Genomic DNA, 20,554 nt, shown 5'->3' on the forward strand with positions numbered 1-20,554 from the left:
ATGGTACTGCAGGGGGGACCCTGTGGGAGAGTAGGACGCCGCCGAACAATTTTTCCGGGGAAGCCCCGCACCTATGGTGCGGGGCTTTCCTGCGTTCCGGGCCGGACACCTCCTGCGTCGGCTTGTCTGCCGGCGGGCCGGCAACTCGTGCTGGCCGCGATTATGAGCATCCCCGGATCCCGTGTATGGTTTACCTCGTTGCCACAGCGCAGCGAGGCCCCAATAGCTCAGTCGGTAGAGCGTCTCCATGGTAAGGAGAAGGTCTGCGGTTCGATTCCGCATTGGGGCTCAGAGAGAAAGCGAAAGGCCCCCACCATATGGTGGGGGCCTTTCGCTTTGATGCCTTACGGCCGGACTGCCGGCCTCAGATGCGGGGCGGCTCCGGTACGCGCATCGCCAGGATGGCCATGTCGTCCGAGGCGGGCTCCGCAGCGAAGCGCTCCACGGCCCGCAGGATGCGTGCGGCGACCGCTCCGGCTGTCAGGCCCGTACAGGTCGACAGGACGTCCGCGAGGCCGTCGTCGCCGAGCATGCGGGTGCCCTCGCGGCGTTCGGTGACGCCGTCCGTGACGCAGAGGAGGACATCGCCGGGGTTGAGGGTGACCTCCTGCTCGTACAGCTCCAGGTCCTCCAGGACGCCGAGCAGGGGCTGCGGTTCGGCCGCTGCCTCCACGGAGCCGTCCTGGCGCAGGCGCAGCGGCAGCGGGTGGCCGGCGCAGACGACCTTCAGGAGGGCGCTGCCGTCCTCCTGGGGCCACAGCTCGCCGTACAGGAGGGTGAGGAAGCGGCTGCGGGCGCCCTCGTCGAGGATGGCCGCGTTGAGGCGCTCCAGGACCGCGGGGCCGGTGAAGCCCTCCTTGGCGAGCAGGCGCAGGGCGTGGCGGGCCAGGCCGGTGACGGCGGCCGCCTCCGGCCCCGTACCGCAGACATCGCCGATGGCGAAGCCGTACGCACCGTCGTGGATCGGGAAGACGTCGTAGAAGTCGCCGCCGACCTCGTTGCCCTCGCCCGCGGCGCGGTAGATGACCTCGATCTCGACGTTCGGGACGTCGGGGAGGCCCGGGGGCAGCAGGCTGCGCTGGAGGGACTGGCTGATCGCCATGCGCTCCGAGTACAGGCGGGCGTTGTCCAGGGCCAGGGCGGCCCGGCGGGAGAGGTCCTCGGCCAGTTCCAGGATCTCCTGGCGAAAGTGGTCGTCCGAAGGCTTCCCGAGCGTCAGCATGCCGATCACGCGGTTGCGGGCGACCAGCGGCAGGACCACCGTCTCGCCGCCGACGGCCTGGGCCGTGGCGAGGATGGTGCGGGTGGCCGTGCTCATGCTGAGCGGGGCGTCGTGGTCCAGGCTGCGGGTCGACGTGGACAGCGCCGCGCGGTGGCCGGCCTCCGAAGGGGCGGCCCAGATACGGGCGCCGGGGGTCGGGACCGGGTCGGGCGGGGCGATCTTGGAGAGCAGGGCCTTGAGGCCGTCGATGAGGTCCTCGTCCTCGTGGAGGACGTACGAGAGGTACGGATCCGAGGACTGGTCCGCGATCGTGTAGACCGCGCACCAGGTGGCCAGGGTCGGGACCGTCATCTGGGCCATCAGCGCCAGCGTCTGGTCGCGGTCGAGCGTGCCGGCCAGCAGGTCGGAGGCCTCGACGAGGAAGGAGAGGGAGCCGCGGCGCAGCCGTTCCAGCTCGCCGAGGCGGGCGGACTCGACGGCCAGGGCGATGCGGTCGGCGGCGAACTGGAGGCGCAGGGCCTCCTCGTTGGAGTAGCGGCCCGCGGCTTCGGCGGCGACGCCCAGGGAGCCGGTGAGGCGTCCTTCGACCTTCAGCGGGACCGTGACGACCGAGCGCATTCCGGTGTCGGTGAGGAGCGGGACGGCGCCGGGGACTGCGGTCAGGTCCTCGTGGACGGCGGGCATGCGGGCGGAGCCGTATCGGCCCGTTCCGGCTTCCACGGGGACACGGGCGAAGCGCTGACGGGCCGAGGGGAGGCCCGTCGTGGCCCTGACCTCCAGCTCCGTCTCGTCGTCGGTGGCGAGAAGGAGGAACGCGGCGTCCGCGTCGAGCATGTCGCGCGCCCGCTCGACGGTCCGCTGGAGCAGGCCGTCCAGGTCGTCGGGGGCGGGGGAGCCGATGAAGACCTCGAACGGGTCCGTGGAGCGGTTCTCGGACGAGGAGTCGGAGACCGGGGTGCGCACCGGGGACTGCAGGACGGCGCGTTCGTAGTCGCGGACGAGGAGGCAGACCGTGGACGGTTCGCCGTCGGTGTCGCGGACCCGCAGGTGCGAGGCGTAGACGGGGATGACTCGGCCGTCGGCGCAGCGGATTCCGTAGCTGCCCTCCCAGCGGGAGAGCTGGAGCGCGTCCGCGATGCCGGTGTTGGTGCCGGGGGTGTGCGGCCAGGCCACGAAGTCGGTGAGCTGCTTGCCGGACACCTGGTCCGCGGCGTGCCCGAAGAGGAAGGCCGCGTCGTCGTTCCACGCGGCGATGGAGCCGGAGTGGTCGATCTGGACGACGGCCACCCGTACGCGCTGGTCCGCCACGGGCAGCAGGGCGACGGGCAGGAGCGGTCCTGCGGAGCGGATGCCGACCGGGCGCTCGGGGAGGTCCAGCTGAAACCAGACATGTTTGCGGGTGGGGGTGTACTCGACACCCCAGCGGGATGCCAGGGCGGCGCAGAGCAGCAGGCCGCGGCCGTTCTCGCGGTCCGGGGAGCCGAAGTCGAGCCCGTTGCTCTGGAGCGGGACCTCACGCTCCGGATAGTGGTCGGCGACCTCGACGCGTACGCCGTCCTCGGTGCGCAGGCAGAGCACGTCGGCCGCCGTCCCCGCGTGGACCACCGCGTTGGTGACGAGCTCGCTGGTGAGGACGACGGCGTCGTCGACGACATCGTTGTATCCCCACCCCTGGAGGGTGTCCCGGACAAATGCGCGGGCGGTCGCGACCGAGCGCCCGACCGGTTCGAAGGTGGCGGCCGCGCGCGCGGTGATCACAGCACTCCCCATATGGTGTCTCGTCGCTTCCCCGAGTCCTGTGCCCGTTTCTCGCCGCTTCGATTCGCTTGCCAGGCTAGACGTTCGTCAAGGGTGCCGGGTACACGAGGGCCGAGATCGGGACAGGACGCCGCAGGAGTTGTGCGCGGGCGCACGAGTATGTCTCCCGGTGGGAGGGACGGGGTGCAACCGGGGGAGGTTGCCCGCCGACCTGTTCCGGCCTGGTACGTTGCAACGATTTGACGTCCGCCCGGTCCCCCATTGACGGTGTGCTGTGGCGGTGAGCCAAAGTGGAACTGGGCAAGCTTCCGGATAGGCCCGAGCGAAACGGTCAACCCCTGCGGGAGGGACACGGTGGAGTCTGGCGTGGCGGCGCGGGGTTCAGAAACGCGTACAAAAGGCGGACAGTCCGTGAAAAAGCAGCGCAATGGCACCGTCGAAGTTGACGCGGCAGCTCTGAACAGACTGCTGGCGGGACTCGTGGCGATGCGCGACGGCAATTTCCGCAGGCGGCTCACCGTCTCCGGCGACGGCGTGATGACGGAGATCGCGGCGGTCTTCAACGAGGTCGCCGACCGGAACCTCCATCTCACCGGTGAGCTGGCGCGCGTACGGCGTGTGGTCGGGCGTGAGGGCAAGCTCACGGAGCGGCTGGAGACGGGCGCCTGCGAGGGCTCCTGGGCCGCTGCGATCGATGCCTCCAACGAGCTCGTCGACGATCTCGCGCGACCGGTCTCCGAGGTGGGCCGGGTGCTGTCGGCGGTCGCCGACGGTGACCTGGAGCAGCGGATGGAGCTGCGGTCGCACACGACGGACGAGACGGTGCGCCCGCTGCGCGGCGAGTTCCTGAAGGTCGCCCGTACGGTCAACAACCTTGTCGACCAGCTGTCGGTCTTCACCGAGCAGGTGACCCGGGTCGCCGTCGAGGTGGGCACCGAGGGCAAGCTGGGCGGGCAGGCGCAGGTACGCGGGATGTCCGGGTCCTGGAAGGACCTCACGGACTCCGTCAACACCATGGCGTACCGGCTGACCGCCCAGGTGCGTGACATCGCGCTGGTGACGACGGCGGTCGCCAAGGGTGATCTGTCGCGGAAGGTCACCGTCCATGTGGCCGGCGAGATGCTCCAGCTGAAGAACACCGTCAACACGATGGTCGACCAGCTGTCGTCGTTCTCCTCGGAAGTGACGCGCGTCGCCCGTGAGGTGGGTACGGAGGGCGAGCTCGGCGGTCAGGCGACCGTGCCCGGTGTGGCCGGGGTGTGGAAGGACCTCACCGACTCCGTCAACACGATGGCGGGCAACCTCACCTCCCAGGTGCGCGGCATCGCGGAGGTGACGACGGCGGTCGCCAACGGTGACCTGTCGCAGAAGGTCACGGTGAGCGCGCGCGGCGAGGTCGCCCAGCTCGCCGAGACGATCAACCAGATGACCGAGACGCTGCGCACCTTCGCCGACGAAGTGACACGTGTGGCGAGCGAGGTCGGTGGCGAGGGGCTCCTCGGTGGTCAGGCGCAGGTGCCGGGGGCGGCGGGGACCTGGAAGGACCTCACCGACTCGGTGAACACGGTCTTCCGGAACCTGACGACGCAGGTGCGTGACATCGCCCAGGTGACGACGGCGGTGGCCAGCGGCGACATGTCGCAGAAGGTCACGGTCGACGTGGCCGGGGAGATGCTGGAGCTGAAGAACACCGTCAACACGATGGTGGACCAGCTCCAGTCCTTCGGTTCCGAGGTGACCCGGGTCGCCCGTGAGGTCGGCGTCGAGGGCCGGCTCGGCGGCCAGGCCGAGGTGCCGGGCGCTGCCGGGACCTGGAAGGACCTCACCGACTCGGTGAACACCGCCTTCCGCAACCTGACCGGTCAGGTCCGGGACATCGCGCAGGTCACCACGGCGGTCGCCAACGGTGATCTGTCGCAGAAGGTCACCGTGGACGTGGCCGGGGAGATGCTGGAGCTGAAGAACACCGTCAACACGATGGTGGCGCAGCTGTCCAACTTCGCCGACCAGGTGACGCGGATGGCCCGGGACGTGGGCACCGAGGGCCGCCTCGGCGGCCAGGCGCGGGTGGACGGCGTCTCGGGTACGTGGAAGGAGCTCACGGACTCCGTCAACTTCATGGCCGGCAACCTCACCTCCCAGGTGCGGCAGATCGCGCAGGTGACGACGGCGGTGGCCCGGGGTGACCTGTCGCAGAAGATCGATGTGGACGCCCGGGGCGAGATCCTGGAGCTCAAGAACACCATCAACACGATGGTCGACCAGCTCTCCGCCTTCGCCGACCAGGTGACCCGGGTGGCCCGCGAGGTGGGTACGGACGGGCGGCTCGGCGGTCAGGCGCAGGTGCCCGGTGTGGCCGGAGTGTGGCGCGATCTCACCGACTCGGTGAACGGCATGGCGGGGAACCTCACCGCCCAGGTCCGTAACATCGCGCAGGTCGCCACGGCGGTCGCGCGCGGTGACCTGTCGCAGAAGATCGACGTGGATGCCCGGGGCGAGATCCTGGAGCTGAAGAACACCCTCAACACGATGGTGGACCAGCTCTCCAACTTCGCCGAGCAGGTGACGCGGGTCGCCCGCGAGGTGGGTACGGAAGGCATCCTCGGCGGACAGGCCGAGGTGCAGGGTGTGTCCGGTACGTGGAAGGACCTCACCCAGTCCGTCAACGGCATGGCGAACAACCTGACCCTCCAGGTCCGCAACATCGCCGAGGTCACCACCGCGGTCGCCAAGGGCGATCTCTCCAAGAAGATCACCGTCGACGCCAAGGGAGAGATCCTCGAACTGGTCACGACCGTCAACACGATGGTCGACCAGCTGCTGAACTTCGCGGACGAGGTCACGCGTGTGGCCCGCGAGGTGGGCACCGAGGGCATCCTCGGTGGTCAGGCGCGGGTGCGCGGGGCGACCGGCATCTGGAAGGACCTCAGCGACAACGTCAACCTGATGGCCAACAACCTGACCAGCCAGGTACGTAACATCTCCCGGGTCTCCTCCGCGGTCGCCAACGGCGACCTGACGAAGAAGGTCACCGTGGAGGCGCGCGGCGAGGTCGCCGAGCTGGCCGACACCGTCAACACCATGGTGACGACGCTGTCCTCGTTCGCGGACGAGGTCACGCGTGTGGCCCGCGAGGTGGGTACGGAAGGCGAGCTGGGCGGCCAGGCCAGGGTGCCGGGAGTCGCCGGTACGTGGAAGGACCTCACCGAGTCCGTGAACTCGATGGCCTCCAACCTGACCGGTCAGGTGCGGCAGATCGCCACGGTGACCACCGCCATCGCCAAGGGCGATCTCACCAAGAAGATCGACATCGACGCGCGAGGTGAGATCCAGGAGCTGAAGAACACCATCAACACGATGGTCGACCAGCTCTCCTCGTTCGCGGAGCAGGTGACCCGGGTCGCCCGCGAGGTGGGCACCGAGGGGCAGCTGGGCGGTCAGGCGCGGGTGCGGGACGTCGACGGCACCTGGCGCGACCTCACCGAGTCGGTGAACGAGATGGCCGGGAACCTGACCCGTCAGGTACGTGCCATCGCGGCCGTCGCCACGGCGGTGACCCGCGGCGATCTGAACCTCAAGATCGATGTCGACGCGGCCGGCGAGATCCAGGTCCTCCAGGACAACATCAACACGATGATCGCGAACCTGCGCGACACCACGCTCGCCAACAAGGAGCAGGACTGGCTCAAGGGCAACCTGGCCCGGATCTCCGGACTGATGCAGGGCCGCCGCGATCTGGAGGACGTGGCCTCGCTGATCATGAGCGAGCTGACGCCGGTTGTCTCGGCCCAGCACGGCGCCTTCTTCCTGGCGATGTCCCCGGGCGACTCCGACGAGGTGGGGCCGGACAACGGCGACGACGGCGCGTACGAGCTGCGGATGCGGGGGAGTTACGGCTACTCCGCCGGTTCGATGCCGACCTCGTTCCGGCCCGGTGAGACGCTGATCGGGACGGCGGCCGAGGAGAAGCGGACGATCCAGGTCGACAACGTGCCGCCGGGGTATCTGAAGATCTCCTCCGGTCTCGGCGAGGCGCCGCCCGCGCATGTGATCGTGCTGCCGGTGCTCTTCGAGGGCAAGGTCCTCGGCGTGATCGAACTGGCCTCCTTCCAGCCGTTCACACACATCCAACGGGACTTCCTCAACCAGCTCGCCGAGATGATCGCGACGAGCGTCAACACGATCAGCGTCAACACCAAGACGGAGAAGCTCCTGGAGCAGTCGCAGGAGCTGACCGAGCAACTGCGCGACCGTTCGCAGGAGCTGGAGAACCGGCAGAAGGCCCTCCAGGCGTCCAACGCCGAACTGGAGGAGAAGGCCGAGCTGCTGGCCCAGCAGAACCGCGACATCGAGGTGAAGAACACCGAGATCGAGGAGGCGCGGCAGGTCCTGGAGGAGCGCGCCGAGCAGCTCGCGGTCTCGATGCGCTACAAGTCCGAGTTCCTGGCGAACATGTCGCACGAGCTGCGTACGCCGCTCAACTCGCTGCTGATCCTGGCCAAGCTGCTGGCGGACAACGCCGAGGGCAATCTGTCGCCGAAGCAGGTCGAGTTCGCCGAGACGATCCACGGGGCCGGTTCCGACCTGCTCCAGCTGATCAACGACATCCTCGACCTGTCGAAGGTCGAGGCGGGCAAGATGGACGTCAGCCCGACCAGGATCGCGCTGGTCCAGCTGGTCGACTACGTGGAGGCGACCTTCCGCCCGCTCACCGCGGAGAAGGGTCTCGACTTCTCGGTACGGGTCTCGCCGGAGCTTCCCGCGACGCTGCACACCGACGAGCAGCGCCTCCTCCAGGTGCTGCGCAACCTGCTGTCCAACGCGGTGAAGTTCACCGACAGCGGGGCGGTGGAGCTGGTGATCCGGCCGGCCGGCGCCGATGTGCCGAACGCCATCCGGGAGCACCTGCTGGAGGCGGGTTCGCTGCGGGACGCGGACGCCGATCTGATCGCCTTCTCGGTCACCGACACCGGGATCGGGATCGCGTCCAGCAAGATGCTGGTGATCTTCGAGGCGTTCAAGCAGGCGGACGGTACGACGAGCCGCAAGTACGGCGGAACGGGCCTCGGGCTCTCCATCAGCCGGGAGATCGCGCGGCTGCTCGGTGGCGAGATCCATGCGGCGAGCGAGCCGGGCCGGGGCTCGACCTTCACGCTGTACCTGCCGCTGCACCGGGCCGAACTGCCTCCGCAGGGCTACCCGCAGGTGGGTTCCGGTTCGGCCGAGGGGATGGGCGGCGGGTCCGAGAACGGGCAGGTGTCGCAGGGTGGCGATTCCGCCCCCTTCGGGGACCCGGCCAACTCCGCGGGGATGTTCCGGCGGCGGCGCAAGGCCCTGGGGGACGCTGCCCGACGGCCCGCACTGCCCGCCGGTCGGCCGGCGGGCGAGAGCGTCCCGCAGGAGGAGTGGGTGCAGGGGGGCGCGGCCTCGGGGGAGGAGGCGGCGGAGCCCCGGCGGACGTTCCGGTTCCGCGGTGAGAAGGTGCTCATCGTCGACGACGACATCCGTAACGTCTTCGCGCTCACCAGCGTGCTGGAGCAGCACGGTCTCGCCGTGCTGTACGCGGAGAACGGCCGTGAGGGGATCGAAGTCCTGGAGCAGCACGACGATGTGACGGTCGTACTGATGGACATCATGATGCCCGAGATGGACGGTTACGCGACCACGACCGCGATCCGGCGGATGCCCCAGTTCGCCGGGCTGCCGATCGTCGCGCTCACCGCGAAGGCGATGAAGGGCGATCGGGAGAAGGCGATCGACTGTGGTGCTTCCGACTATGTGACGAAGCCGGTCGATCCTGATCATCTGCTTGCGGTGATGGAGCAGTGGATGCACGGAGAGTGATCGGATTTTGAACGAATCAGGGTGAGTTGCTGACCGGCTGTGCGCGAACGGGTGTGAACGTGCTGTATTCGGGGAACCTTCTGGTCTCCCACCGCGTTTGCGGTATGTGCACAGTGACAACGCGGTGACAGGGTGTGGTGACGGGCGGGGTGCGGCTACCATGACCGGCACAAGGACGGACGGCGTAAGGGAGTCGTCCCCTGGGGCGGCACCCGGTGCATTTCCGGGGCGAGGAGGACGGGCCATGGTGCAGAAGGCCAAGATCCTCCTGGTCGATGACCGGCCGGAGAATCTGCTGGCGCTGGAGGCCATCCTCTCTGCGCTCGATCAGACACTGGTCCGGGCATCGTCAGGGGAGGAGGCGCTCAAAGCGCTGCTCACGGACGACTTCGCGGTCATTCTGCTGGACGTCCAGATGCCGGGCATGGACGGTTTCGAGACCGCCGCCCACATCAAGCGGCGTGAGCGGACCCGGGACATCCCGATCATCTTCCTCACCGCGATCAACCACGGCCCGCACCACACCTTCCGGGGTTATGCGGCCGGCGCGGTGGACTACATCTCCAAGCCCTTCGACCCGTGGGTGCTGCGGGCCAAGGTCTCCGTCTTCGTCGAGCTGTACATGAAGAACTGCAAGCTCCGCGAGCAGGCCGCGCTCCTGCGGCTCCAGTTGGAGGGCGACGGCCCCGCGGGCAGCGAGCACGAGAAGGAGCCGACCGGTCTGCTGGCCGAACTCTCCGCGCGGCTCGCGGCGGTCGAGGAGCAGGCGGAAGCCCTCTCCAAACAGCTCGACGACGAGTCCGCCGACGCGGCCGCGGTCGCCACGGCGGCCCATCTCGAACGCAAGCTCACCGGCCTGCGCCGCGCGCTCGACGCGCTGGAGCCGGGCACGGGCGGCGGCGCCGGGATCCTGCCCGCTCAGAACTAGCGCCAGAAGCGGCGCCTGACGGTGCGCGCCCGAAGCTGACGGACACGGTGGATCGGGCGCTGGACACGGTGGGGCGGGTGGTGGGCACAGCACTTCGGGCGATGCCCGGCAGACTCCCTGCCATGAGTGCGCGTCAGTTACCGGTTCCCGGACGGCGACACGGTTGGGTGAACCAGTAGGCGAACGTGTTCACGGGCGTCGGCAACGGTAACCTCGGCACCATGGCCTCACGTACGTCCGGCAAGGGTTCCCAGGGCACGGCGGGCACCGCGAAGCGCGTCGGCCGTACTCCAGGGCCGGCGAAGAAAGCCGCGCCCGCCAAGAAGACCGCCCCCAAGAAGGCGAGCGCGCCCGCGAAGAAGGCGCCCGCGAAGAAAGCGGCGGCCAAAAGGCCCGCACCCAGACCGGCACCGTCCCCCACCAACGGCGTCTACCGGCTGGTCCGCGCCGTCTGGCTGGGCACGGCACACGGCGTCGGCGCGGTGTTCCGCTCCATAGGGCGCGGTGCGAAGGGACTTGACCCCGCCCACCGCAAGGACGGCCTCGCACTCCTGCTCCTCGGCCTCGCGCTGATCGTGGCCGCGGGCACCTGGTCCAACCTCCAGGGGCCCGTCGGCGACCTGGTGGAGATGCTGGTGACCGGGGCGTTCGGCCGGCTCGATCTGCTCGCGCCGATACTGCTCGGTGCCATGGCCGTACGGCTGATCCTGTATCCGGAGCGCCCCGACGCCAACGGCCGGATCGTCATCGGGCTCTCCGCCCTGGTCGTCGGCGTCCTCGGCCAGGTCCACATCGCGTGCGGGTCGCCGGGCCGCGAGGACGGCACGGAGGCCATGCAGGACGCGGGCGGGCTGGTCGGCTGGGCCGCCTCCAAGCCGCTGATCTTCATGATGGGCGAGGTCCTCGCCGTCCCGCTGCTGGTGCTGCTCACCGTCTTCGGCCTCCTCGTCGTCACCGCGACCCCGGTCAACGCCATCCCGCGCCGGCTCCGGCAGCTCGGCGTCCGGCTCGGCATCGTGGAACCGGCGTACGAGCCCGGCGAGGTGTACGAGGAGGACGACGAGCGCTACGACGAGCAGTGGCGTGAGGCGCTGCCAGCCGGGACCCGCCGGGGCGCCGAGCGCCGCCGGGCCCCCGGCGACGACGACGCCCTCTACGACCACGACAGCGCCGAGGCGGAGGCGCTCACCAAGCGCAGGAGGCCCCGTCGGCCCGCCGCTCAGCCCGCGATGAACCGGCCCATGGACGCGGTGGACGTGGCCGCGGCCGCCGCTGCCGCGCTCGACGGGGCCGTGCTCAACGGCATGCCGCCCTCGCCGGTCGTCGCCGACCTGACCCAGGGCGTCTCGGTGGACCGCGAGCGCACCGGCACGCCCGTGCCCGGAGCCCGCGATGCCGGGCGGGGCGACGGCGCGGGGAAGGACCGGGGCGCCGGCAGGACGGGGGCCGCCCCCGCGGGCGTACCCGGCCACTCCGGCGGCGTACCCGATCTGACGAAGCCCGCCCCCGAGCGGACCGGGGCCCTGCCCGCCCGCGCCGAGCAGCTCCAGCTCTCCGGCGACATCACGTACTCGCTGCCCTCGCTCGACCTGCTGGAGCGCGGCGGCCCCGGCAAGACCCGCAGCGCGGCCAACGACGCCGTCGTCAGCTCGCTGACCAACGTGTTCACCGAGTTCAAGGTCGACGCCGTCGTCACCGGCTTCACCCGCGGCCCGACGGTCACCCGGTACGAGATCGAGCTCGGCCCGGCCGTGAAGGTCGAGAAGATCACGGCGCTCGCCAAGAACATCGCGTACGCGGTCGCCAGTCCGGACGTGCGGATCATCTCGCCGATCCCGGGGAAGTCCGCCGTCGGCATCGAGATCCCCAACTCCGACCGGGAGATGGTCAACCTCGGCGACGTGCTGCGCCTCGCGGACGCGGCCGAGGACGACCACCCGATGCTCGTGGCGCTCGGCAAGAACGTCGAGGGCGGCTACGAAATGGCCAACCTGGCGAAGATGCCGCACGTCCTGGTCGCCGGTGCGACCGGCTCCGGCAAGTCCTCCTGCATCAACTGCCTGATCACCTCGGTCATGGTCCGGGCCACCCCCGAGGACGTCCGGATGGTCCTCGTCGACCCCAAGCGCGTCGAGCTCACCGCGTACGAAGGCATCCCGCACCTGATCACCCCGATCATCACCAACCCCAAGAAGGCCGCCGAGGCTCTCCAGTGGGTCGTGCGGGAGATGGACCTGCGCTACGACGACCTCGCCGCCTTCGGCTACCGGCACATCGACGACTTCAACCACGCCGTGCGCACCGGAAAGGCGAAGACGCCCGAAGGCAGCGAACGGGAGCTGACGCCGTACCCGTACCTCCTGGTGATCGTCGACGAGCTGGCCGACCTGATGATGGTCGCCCCCCGTGACGTCGAGGACTCGATCGTCCGCATCACCCAGTTGGCCCGCGCCGCCGGAATCCACCTGGTGCTCGCCACCCAGCGCCCCTCGGTCGACGTGGTCACCGGTCTGATCAAGGCGAACGTGCCCTCCCGGCTCGCCTTCGCCACCTCCTCCCTCGCCGACAGCCGGGTCATCCTCGACCAGCCCGGCGCCGAGAAGCTCATCGGCAAGGGCGACGGTCTCTTCCTCCCGATGGGCGCCAACAAGCCCACCCGTATGCAGGGCGCGTTCGTCACCGAGGACGAGGTCGCGGCCATCGTCCAGCACTGCAAGGACCAGATGGCCCCGGTCTTCCGGGACGACGTCGTGGTGGGTACGAAGCAGAAGAAGGAGATCGACGAGGACATCGGCGACGACCTGGACCTGCTCTGCCAGGCCGCCGAGCTGGTCGTCTCCACCCAGTTCGGGTCGACCTCGATGCTCCAGCGCAAGCTGCGGGTCGGCTTCGCGAAGGCGGGCCGGCTGATGGACCTGATGGAGTCCCGCAACATCGTCGGACCCAGCGAGGGTTCCAAGGCGCGGGACGTCATGGTGAAACCGGACGAGCTCGACGGGGTGTTGGCCGTCATCCGCGGGGAATCCGCTCCGTAGAGGTAATCCACCCGTAAAGGTTTCGTGGGCAACCGTTTCGTGCGGTCGTACGTCAAGTTGGAGGGAGGGGCGGAATGATGCTCCTCCCTCCCGCCCAGCCCGTTGTCACCCACCCTGTTCGGCCCACTCCAGGTTGCCCAGTCCTCGATCGGGGCACGGTCCCGTCCCCGCTCCGTCCGCGGAGCGGTCCGCGGGGCCGTCCGGCGAACCCGATGGCGTACAAAGTCGTCCCTCCCGGTTGCCCCTCCCTTTCGTACCCCCCCTAGACTGAACATCCAGCAGGTGGCTCACGCTCGAAAGGCGCCCCCGTGTCCATCGGCAACTCCCCCGAAGACGACCGGCCTTCGATCGGTCGTGCCCTTCAGCAGGCTCGAATCGCCGCAGGTCTGACGGTCGAGGAAGTCAGCAGCTCCACCCGGGTGCGCATCCCCATCGTGCACGCGATCGAGGAGGACGACTTCTCGCGCTGTGGCGGCGACGTCTACGCACGCGGCCACATCCGCAACATCGCCCGTGCCGTCGGTATCGACCCGGAACCCCTGGTCGAGCGTTACGACGGAGACCACGGTGGCCGTCCCGCACCGACCCCCGCGGCACCGCTGTTCGAAGCGGAGCGCATCCGTTCCGAACCGCGGCGGCCCAACTGGACCGCGGCCATGGTCGCGGCCATCGTCGCCGTCGTCGGTTTCGTCGGCTTCACCCTCTTCAACGGTGGAGACGACAAGCCCTCGAACACCGCCCAGGTCGCGGAGGGCTCCACGCCCGACAAGACCGCGGCCAAGCCCACCACCACCAAGCCGGCCGACCCCGAGCCCGTGCCGTCCGAGAGTGCCATCGCCGCAGCCCCCCGGGACAAGGTGACGGTCAAGCTCGGCGCGAGCCAGGGCAAGAGCTGGATCTCCGTCAAGGACCACAGCGGACGGCTGCTCTTCGACGGGCTGCTGCTCGAGGGTGAGTCCAAGACCTTCCAGGACAAGGAGCGCATCGACCTCGTCCTCGGCAACGCCGGGGCGATCGAGCTCTTCGTGAACGGGAAGAAGCTCCAGGACCGCTTCGAACCGGGTCAGGTCGAGCGGCTCACGTACACCAAGGGTGACCCCGAGGCTGGCTGATCCCGCGCCTCCCCACCCCATCGACGGGCGTCCGGCCTCGTGCCGGGCGCCCGTCGGCGTTCCCGGCGGGCCCGCCGCCTGTTACTCCGCGTAGCAGGGCACCTGTTACTCCGCGTAGCAGGAGGAGGGCAGGCAACCCTGCACGGCGGGACGGCCGCCGGGACAAAGTAGTCTTGAGTCCATGCCCGAACGCCGTACCGTCGCCCTTGTCACTCTTGGCTGCGCCCGTAACGAGGTGGACTCGGAGGAGCTGGCAGGCCGCTTGGCAGCGGACGGCTGGGACCTCGTCGAGGATGCCTCCGACGCGGATGTCGCAGTCGTCAACACCTGTGGGTTCGTCGAAGCCGCCAAGAAGGACTCCGTCGACGCCCTGCTCGAAGCCAACGATCTCAAGGAGCACGGCCGCACCCAGGCCGTCGTCGCCGTCGGCTGCATGGCCGAGCGCTACGGCAAGGACCTCGCCGAGGCCCTGCCGGAGGCGGACGGTGTCCTCGGATTCGACGACTACGCCGACATCTCCGACCGGCTCCAGACCATCCTCAACGGCGGCATCCACGCCTCGCACACCCCGCGCGACCGCCGCAAGCTGCTCCCCATCAGCCCCGCCGAGCGGCAGGACGCCGCCGTGGCGCTGCCCGGGCACGCCCAGGAGGCGCCCGCCCCGGTGCCCGAGGACCTTCCCGAGGGCGTCGCACCGGTCTCCGGACCGCGCGCGCCGCTGCGCCGGCGGCTCGGCACCAGCCCCGTCGCCTCGGTGAAGCTCGCCTCCGGCTGCGACCGCCGCTGCTCCTTCTGCGCCATCCCCTCCTTCCGCGGCTCCTTCATCTCCCGCCGTCCCTCGGACGTGCTCCAGGAGACCCGCTGGCTGGCCGAGCAGGGCGTCAAGGAGGTCATGCTCGTCTCCGAGAACAACACCTCCTACGGCAAGGACCTCGGCGACATCCGGCTCCTGGAGACCCTGCTGCCGGAGCTGGCCGACGTGGACGGCATCGAGCGGATCCGGGTCAGCTACCTCCAGCCCGCCGAGATGCGCCCCGGCCTGATCGACGTCCTCACCTCGACGCCGAAGGTCGCCCCGTACTTCGACCTCTCCTTCCAGCACTCCTCCCCGAGCGTGCTGCGCACGATGCGCCGCTTCGGCGACACCGACCGCTTCCTGGAGCTCCTGGACACCATCCGGAGCAAGGCCCCCGAGGCCGGCGCCCGGTCCAACTTCATCGTCGGGTTCCCCGGTGAGACCGAGGCCGACCTCGCCGAGCTGGAACGCTTCCTCACCGGCGCCCGCCTCGACGCCATCGGCGTCTTCGGGTACTCCGACGAGGAGGGCACCGAGGCGGTCGGTTACGAGAACAAGCTGGACGCCGACACCATCGCCGAGCGGCTCGCCCACATCTCCCAGCTGGCCGAGGAGCTGACCTCGCAGCGGGCCGAGGAGCGCGTCGGCGAGACCCTCCAGGTGCTGGTGGAGTCCGTCGAGTCGGACGAGGACGGCGAGGTCGCGGTCGGCCGCGCCGCCCACCAGGCTCCGGAAACGGACGGCCAGGTGGTCTTCACCACACGCGAGGGTCTCGTGCCGGGCCGTATGGTCGAGGCAAAGGCAGTGGGCACCGAGGGCGTCGACCTGGTGGCCGAACACCACGAGCTTGCGGAGGCGGCCAGATGACGGGAGTCCCGGCATCCGCGGCAGGCGGTTCCGGCGCGAAGCCGGTCCGCGGCGGCAAGCTGGGCACTGCGGCCGTCAACCAGGCCAGCCTGTGGAACATCGCCAACATCCTGACCATGGTGCGGCTGCTGCTCGTTCCCGGCTTCGTCATGCTGCTGCTCCACAACGGCGGGTACGACCCGGTCTGGCGCTCCTTCGCCTGGGCCGCCTTCGCCGTCGCCATGATCACCGATCTCTTCGACGGTCATCTGGCGCGGGCGTACAACCTGGTCACGGACTTCGGGAAGATCGCCGACCCGATCGCCGACAAGGCGATCATGGGCGCGGCGCTGGTCTGCCTCTCGGTCCTGGGCGACCTGCCGTGGTGGATCACCGGGGTGATCCTCGCCCGTGAGCTGGGCATCACGCTGATGCGGTTCTGGGTGATCCGGCACGCGGTGATCCCGGCCAGCCGGGGCGGGAAGCTGAAGACCCTGGCCCAGGGCACGGCGGCCGGGATGTACGTCCTGGTGCTCACCGGCCCCCTGGCGACCTTGCGCTTCTGGGTGATGATGGTGGCCGTCGTGCTGACGGTCGTCACCGGACTCGACTACGTACGCCAGGCCGTCGTGCTGCGCCGCAGGAGCCTCGCTGCCGAGCGCGCCGCCGTCGGCCGGACCACGGAGGCGCTGAACGAGGCGGCCGGGTCTCCTGGTGCCGGTCCTGCTGCTGGTGCCTCTGGTGGGCCTGGAGCTTCCGGTGCTGGTGCGTCCGGTTCGGCTGTGCGTGTGTCCGGTGGTTCGACGCCCGTGGAGCCCACCGTCGGTGCGCGTGACGGCGCGGACGCCGAGCGGTGACAGCCGCTGCCCGGGTGCTGGGGCGACTTGCGGAGCGCGGGGAGACCCTCGCCGTCGCCGAATCACTGACGGGCGGCCTGGTGGCGGCCGAACTCACCTCCGTACCCGGAGCCTCGCGGTCCTTCCGGGGATCGGTGACGGCCTACGCCACGGCCCTCAAGGGAGAGATCCTGGGGGTGGACGGGGCCCTGCTGGCGGAGCGCGGGGCGGTCGATCCCGAGGTCGCGCGGCAGATGGCGGCAGGTGTGCGGGCCGCTCTCGGCGCGGACTGGGGCATCTCCACCACCGGTGTCGCGGGCCCGGAGCCGCAGGACGGACAGCCCGTCGGAACGGTCTACGTGGCCGTCGCGGGACCTTCCGGCGTCGAGAAAATATCCGCTCTGCGGTTGAATGGTTCGAGGGCGGACATCCGTAGAGAGAGTGTACGAAGCGCCCTCGATCTGCTGTTGAGCGAACTCCGCGAGAATGCGCGGGCACAGGATACGGAACAGATCGGGGGGAATTGATGTTTGCAGCCCTGAGTGAACACGACATCGCTCCCCGCACGGCCGCAGCACAAGGCGGTACGGTAGGGCGTGAAGGATGCGGCTACGCGGTCCGAGGAGGGAGCCACCGATGATTCTGCTCCGTCGCCTGCTGGGTGACGTGCTGCGTCGGCAGCGCCAGCGCCAAGGCCGTACTCTGCGCGAAGTCTCCTCGTCCGCCCGGGTCTCGCTCGGTTATCTGTCCGAGGTGGAGCGGGGGCAGAAGGAGGCATCCTCCGAACTGCTCTCCGCGATTTGCGACGCGCTTGACGTACGGATGTCCGAGCTCATGCGTGAGGTGAGCGACGAGCTCTCGCTCGCTGAGCTGGCCGAGTCGGCAGCTGCCACTGATCCGGTCCCAGTACCGGTTCGTCCCATGCTCAATTCCGTCTCCGTCTCGTCGGTCGCAGGTGTGCCGTCGGGACGCGTGACCATCAAGGCGCCCGCAGAAGCGGTGGACGTCGTCGCCGCCTGATCCGCGCGCGGCACAGTGCTCGACCGGAGTCCCGGTCGGCCCCACAGGGGTCGGCCGGGACATTCGCGTATGCCCTTCTGCGCCCGCTGCGTGGCTGTGCCGACTGTGCGGCCGTGCGTGTGTGAGTCGCTGAAGAGCGGGCAGACGGAGGTTGAGGCCAACATGACTGTTTTGTTTCATTTGTGCCATCGTGGGTGGTGCGCCGAAACGGTCGGCGGAAGGCCTGACGACGGTCAGCAGTACGCCTGACGGATGGGAGTTGTGCATGTCTGTGGTGAAGAGCCCACTGTCCGAGAGCGATCTCAAGCTCGTCGGAGAAGCGCTGCAAGGCGCGCTGGTCGATCTGGTCGACCTCTCCCTCGTGGCGAAGCAGATCCACTGGAACGTGGTCGGCCCGCGTTTCCGGTCCGTGCATCTGCAGCTCGACGATGTGGTCGTCACGGCCCGGCAGCACTCCGACACGGTCGCCGAGCGTGCCTCCGCGATCGGGGTCAACCCGGACGGGCGCGCCGCGACCGTTGCCAAGGAGACCGCCATCCAGCCCGTCCCCGACGGCTGGATCAAGGACACCGACGCCGTGAAGGCGCTCGTGGACGCCCTGGGCGTGGTCATCGGCCGGATGCGGGAGCGCATCGAGGTGACCGACGCGCCGGATCCCGTCACCCAGGACATCCTGATCTCACTGACTGCAGACCTCGAAAAGCACGCCTGGATGTTCCAGGCCGAAAGTGCCTGAGCGGAAGGAACCGACATCGTGACTGGTGACAACGCCATGGACAAGCTCAAGGGCAAGGGCAAGGAGGCCGTCGGCAAGCTGACCGGCGACCGCCGCAAGGAGTCCGAGGGCAAGGCCGACCAGGCCAAGGCCACGGCCAAGGACAAGGTCGACGAGGCCGGTGACCGCGCGAAGGGCGTCACGGACTCGCTGCGCAACGACAACGACAAGTAGCGCCTCGCGCCACTGCCCGCCTTGAGCGCCGGATTGTTCCGGATGCCCGAGCACCCCGAGTGCCCCCGCCGATTCCCGGCGGGGGCACTCGGCGTGTGGGGGCTGCCGGCCGGGCGTTCTGGATGCAGGGGCGCCGCAGCCAGGGGAAACTGCCCGAAAGGACGTCGGCCGCAGGAGGGCAGCGATGGTACGGCGGTGGGTGCCGGCGCTGGCCCTCGGCGGGTTGTGGTGGTGGGCGGTGCTGAGGCTGGCGCTGCAGCCGGAGCAGGCCGGGGTGGTGGAGGGCGCGGTGGCGGCAGGCGGCTGGGGGCTGAGCCTGCTGCCCGTCCATGTGGCGTCGATGGTCTCGGCGGGGCGGGCTTCGGAGGCGGGGCTGGAGGGGCCGGCTTCGGGGGTGGGGCCGGAGGAGCGGGCTTCAGGGGCGGGGCCGGCTTCCGGAGTGCGACCGGAGGGGCGGGCTCCGCGCGTGGGGGCGGGGAGGCTTGTTGCGGGGCTCACCAGGGCATGGCGACGCCGCCGTTCGGGCGGAGGATCTGGCCGGTGGTGAAGGCCGAGGCGTCGGATGCCAGATGCAGCACGGTGTGGGCGACGTCCTCGGGTTCGCCGACCCGGCCCAGCGGAGAGATCCGGGCCATCGTCGCCTCCGCACGCTGCTGCTGCTCGGCTCCGTGCCGGTCGGTCATCGGCGTACGGATCCAGCCCGGCGCGACCGCGTTCACCCGTATGGCGTGGGGGCCCAGTTCGGTGGCGAGCGTCTTGGTGAGCTGGACCACGGCCGCTTTCGCCGCGCTGTAGCAGAGCAGGCCCGCGCTCGCGGAGTCCACGGCGCCGGACGCCATCGTGATCAGTGAACCGGGTGCGGAGCGGGCGATCATGGAGCGGGCCGCCTCCTGGCAGGCGTACAGCACCCCCTTGAAATTGACCGCCAGCACCCGGTCCAGGTCGTCGTCAGCCGTCTCCAGGACGGTGCTGGTGTGCATGATCCCTGCCACGGCGACCAGAATGTCGAGCTCTCCCGCCGCCCGGACGGCCGCACGGACCCCGTCCCGGTCGGTGACGTCGAGCGGGTGGGTACGGGCCGTGCCGCCCGCCCGAGTGATCACCTCGTACGTCCGGCGCAGGCCCGTCTCGTCGCGGTCGGCGCAGTGGACCGTGGCCCCGGCCTCGGCGAGGAGTACGGCGCTCGCCCGGCCGATACCGCTGGCGGCTCCGGTGACGAACGCGGAGCGGCCCGTGAGGTCGTACGCGGAGAGGGGCATGACGGGACCGTACGGCCGCATCTGACGGGTCGTCAATTGATGCGTCGGTCTTTGTGGTATCGGTCTTTGTGGCGTTGAGCCCCTCGGTACCTACGGCATCGGGCCCGACTGGCAGGCCGGGCACCAGTACGTCGGCCGGTCGGCCTCGTCGACCTTGCGGATCCGGGTGCCGCAGCGCAGGCAGGGGCGGTGGACCCGGCCGTAGACGTACAGGGGTTCCTGCACCCGGAGGGGCGGGAGCGGCCGCTGCGGAGGATTCGGGGCCGGGGCGCCCGTGCGGGGGCGGCGCTCGGCGCGGATGGTGGTGGTGCGGGTGGGGCGGTCCCGGTTGGCGTCGAGGAGCCGGTGGGCCAGGGCGACCAGCCGGGGGAGAACCCCGTCGGGGAGGGCGCCCACGGGGAGCCAGGGGGTGACGCGGGCCAGGAAGCAGAGCTCGCACTTGTAGACATTGCCGATGCCCGCGAGGTTGCGCTGGTCCAGGAGCGCCTCGCCGATGGGACGGTCCGGTGCGGCGAGCAGTCGGTCCACGGCGAGGGCCGGGTCCCAGTCCGGGCCGAGCAGATCCGGCCCGAGATGGCCCACGGCCTTGCTCTCCTCGCTGGTGCGGAGCAGTTCGAGCACGGGCAGGCGGTAGCCGACGGCGGTGTGGTCGGCGTTGGTCAGGACCGCGCGGATCTGATGCCCCGGGCCGCCGCGCCACCGCTCACCCGGTGCGTACACCCGCCAGGCCCCGTCCATCCGGAGGTGGCTGTGCAGGGTCAGCCCGCCCTCGATCCGGGTCAGCAGATGCTTGCCGCGTGCGGTGACGTCGAGGACGGTGCGGCCGCTCAGGTCGGAGGTGGCGAACCGGGGGACGCGCAGGTCGGCGTGGGTGAGGGCCCGCCCCGCCAGCGCTGCGTGCAGCCGGGCGGCGGTCTGCAGGACGGTGTCTCCTTCGGGCATACCCCCA

The 20,554-nt window shown here is 69.9% G+C and carries 13 protein-coding genes and 1 tRNA gene; 11 read left to right on the plus strand and 3 right to left on the minus strand.

What is annotated here, in order from left to right:
* Positions 1-216 precede the first annotated feature (216 nt).
* A tRNA-Thr gene (locus IE264_RS37000) sits at positions 217-289 on the plus strand.
* 75 nt (positions 290-364) lie between these two features.
* On the opposite strand, the gene IE264_RS37005 is transcribed toward IE264_RS37000, so the two are convergent.
* Positions 365-2,992, minus strand: a complete 2,628-nt coding sequence (locus IE264_RS37005; RefSeq protein ID WP_015611853.1) for a SpoIIE family protein phosphatase — start codon at positions 2,990-2,992, stop codon at positions 365-367.
* A 399-nt stretch (positions 2,993-3,391) separates the two neighbouring features.
* Between IE264_RS37005 and IE264_RS37010 the strand changes: the two genes are divergently transcribed.
* The 10 genes from IE264_RS37010 to IE264_RS37055 all read left to right on the plus strand — a co-directional run bounded on the left by IE264_RS37010 (position 3,392) and on the right by IE264_RS37055 (position 18,346).
* Complete coding sequence (locus tag IE264_RS37010; RefSeq protein ID WP_032760725.1) at positions 3,392-8,824, plus strand: HAMP domain-containing protein; 5,433 nt, start codon at positions 3,392-3,394, stop codon at positions 8,822-8,824.
* A 244-nt stretch (positions 8,825-9,068) separates the two neighbouring features.
* Positions 9,069-9,752, plus strand: coding sequence for a response regulator (locus IE264_RS37015; protein ID WP_032760724.1), 684 nt, complete (start codon positions 9,069-9,071; stop codon positions 9,750-9,752).
* Between the two features lie 221 nt (positions 9,753-9,973).
* Complete coding sequence (locus IE264_RS37020; RefSeq protein WP_032760729.1) at positions 9,974-12,787, plus strand: DNA translocase FtsK; 2,814 nt, start codon at positions 9,974-9,976, stop codon at positions 12,785-12,787.
* A gap of 308 nt (positions 12,788-13,095) precedes the next feature.
* Positions 13,096-13,899, plus strand: coding sequence for a helix-turn-helix domain-containing protein (locus IE264_RS37025; protein ID WP_032760723.1), 804 nt, complete (start codon positions 13,096-13,098; stop codon positions 13,897-13,899).
* A gap of 181 nt (positions 13,900-14,080) precedes the next feature.
* Positions 14,081-15,562 carry a 30S ribosomal protein S12 methylthiotransferase RimO gene (gene rimO / locus IE264_RS37030; protein ID WP_032760722.1) on the plus strand — a complete coding sequence of 494 codons (1,482 nt, stop codon included), beginning with the start codon at positions 14,081-14,083 and terminating at the stop codon, positions 15,560-15,562.
* Positions 15,559-16,398 (plus strand): CDP-diacylglycerol--glycerol-3-phosphate 3-phosphatidyltransferase, encoded by an 840-nt coding sequence (pgsA, locus tag IE264_RS37035; protein ID WP_032760719.1) that lies wholly within the window; start codon positions 15,559-15,561, stop codon positions 16,396-16,398. The genes rimO and pgsA overlap by 4 nt, the downstream gene beginning before the upstream one ends.
* Positions 16,395-16,904: a CinA family protein gene (locus tag IE264_RS37040; protein ID WP_015611860.1), complete on the plus strand. Its 510-nt coding sequence runs from the start codon at positions 16,395-16,397 to the stop codon at positions 16,902-16,904. The genes pgsA and IE264_RS37040 overlap by 4 nt, the downstream gene beginning before the upstream one ends.
* Before the next feature lie 109 nt (positions 16,905-17,013).
* Complete coding sequence (locus IE264_RS37045; protein WP_015611861.1) at positions 17,014-17,397, plus strand: helix-turn-helix domain-containing protein; 384 nt, start codon at positions 17,014-17,016, stop codon at positions 17,395-17,397.
* A gap of 265 nt (positions 17,398-17,662) precedes the next feature.
* Positions 17,663-18,133, plus strand: a complete 471-nt coding sequence (locus IE264_RS37050; RefSeq protein ID WP_032760717.1) for a Dps family protein — start codon at positions 17,663-17,665, stop codon at positions 18,131-18,133.
* A 36-nt stretch (positions 18,134-18,169) separates the two neighbouring features.
* Positions 18,170-18,346, plus strand: a complete 177-nt coding sequence (locus IE264_RS37055; RefSeq protein ID WP_031126265.1) for a CsbD family protein — start codon at positions 18,170-18,172, stop codon at positions 18,344-18,346.
* Positions 18,347-18,840: 494 nt separating this feature from the next.
* On the opposite strand, the gene IE264_RS37060 is transcribed toward IE264_RS37055, so the two are convergent.
* Together IE264_RS37060 and IE264_RS37065 are read right to left on the minus strand one after the other, a co-directional pair.
* Positions 18,841-19,605 carry an SDR family NAD(P)-dependent oxidoreductase gene (locus IE264_RS37060; RefSeq protein ID WP_032760728.1) on the minus strand — a complete coding sequence of 255 codons (765 nt, stop codon included), beginning with the start codon at positions 19,603-19,605 and terminating at the stop codon, positions 18,841-18,843.
* A 90-nt stretch (positions 19,606-19,695) separates the two neighbouring features.
* The gene (locus IE264_RS37065; protein WP_032760716.1) at positions 19,696-20,547 is read right to left on the minus strand and encodes an Fpg/Nei family DNA glycosylase; all 852 of its coding nucleotides are present in this window, start codon (positions 20,545-20,547) and stop codon (positions 19,696-19,698) included.
* Between the last annotated feature and the right edge of the window lie 7 nt (positions 20,548-20,554).

This window comes from Streptomyces microflavus, from assembly GCF_014650075.1.
In the GTDB taxonomy this organism is placed as follows: domain Bacteria; phylum Actinomycetota; class Actinomycetes; order Streptomycetales; family Streptomycetaceae; genus Streptomyces; species Streptomyces microflavus.

Excerpts from the sequence above, each read along its gene's own strand:
- rimO (WP_032760722.1), top strand. The coding sequence starts at position 14,081 with ATGCCCGAACGCCGTACCGTCGCCCTTGTCACTCTTGGCTGCGCCCGT.
- pgsA (WP_032760719.1), top strand. The coding sequence starts at position 15,559 with ATGACGGGAGTCCCGGCATCCGCGGCAGGCGGTTCCGGCGCGAAGCCG.
- IE264_RS37060 (WP_032760728.1), bottom strand. The coding sequence starts at position 19,605 with ATGCCCCTCTCCGCGTACGACCTCACGGGCCGCTCCGCGTTCGTCACC.
- IE264_RS37015 (WP_032760724.1), top strand. The coding sequence starts at position 9,069 with ATGGTGCAGAAGGCCAAGATCCTCCTGGTCGATGACCGGCCGGAGAAT.
- IE264_RS37065 (WP_032760716.1), bottom strand. The coding sequence starts at position 20,547 with ATGCCCGAAGGAGACACCGTCCTGCAGACCGCCGCCCGGCTGCACGCA.
- IE264_RS37005 (WP_015611853.1), bottom strand. The coding sequence starts at position 2,992 with ATGGGGAGTGCTGTGATCACCGCGCGCGCGGCCGCCACCTTCGAACCG.
- IE264_RS37045 (WP_015611861.1), top strand. The coding sequence starts at position 17,014 with ATGATTCTGCTCCGTCGCCTGCTGGGTGACGTGCTGCGTCGGCAGCGC.
- IE264_RS37020 (WP_032760729.1), top strand. The coding sequence starts at position 9,974 with ATGGCCTCACGTACGTCCGGCAAGGGTTCCCAGGGCACGGCGGGCACC.
- IE264_RS37055 (WP_031126265.1), top strand. The coding sequence starts at position 18,170 with ATGGACAAGCTCAAGGGCAAGGGCAAGGAGGCCGTCGGCAAGCTGACC.
- IE264_RS37050 (WP_032760717.1), top strand. The coding sequence starts at position 17,663 with ATGTCTGTGGTGAAGAGCCCACTGTCCGAGAGCGATCTCAAGCTCGTC.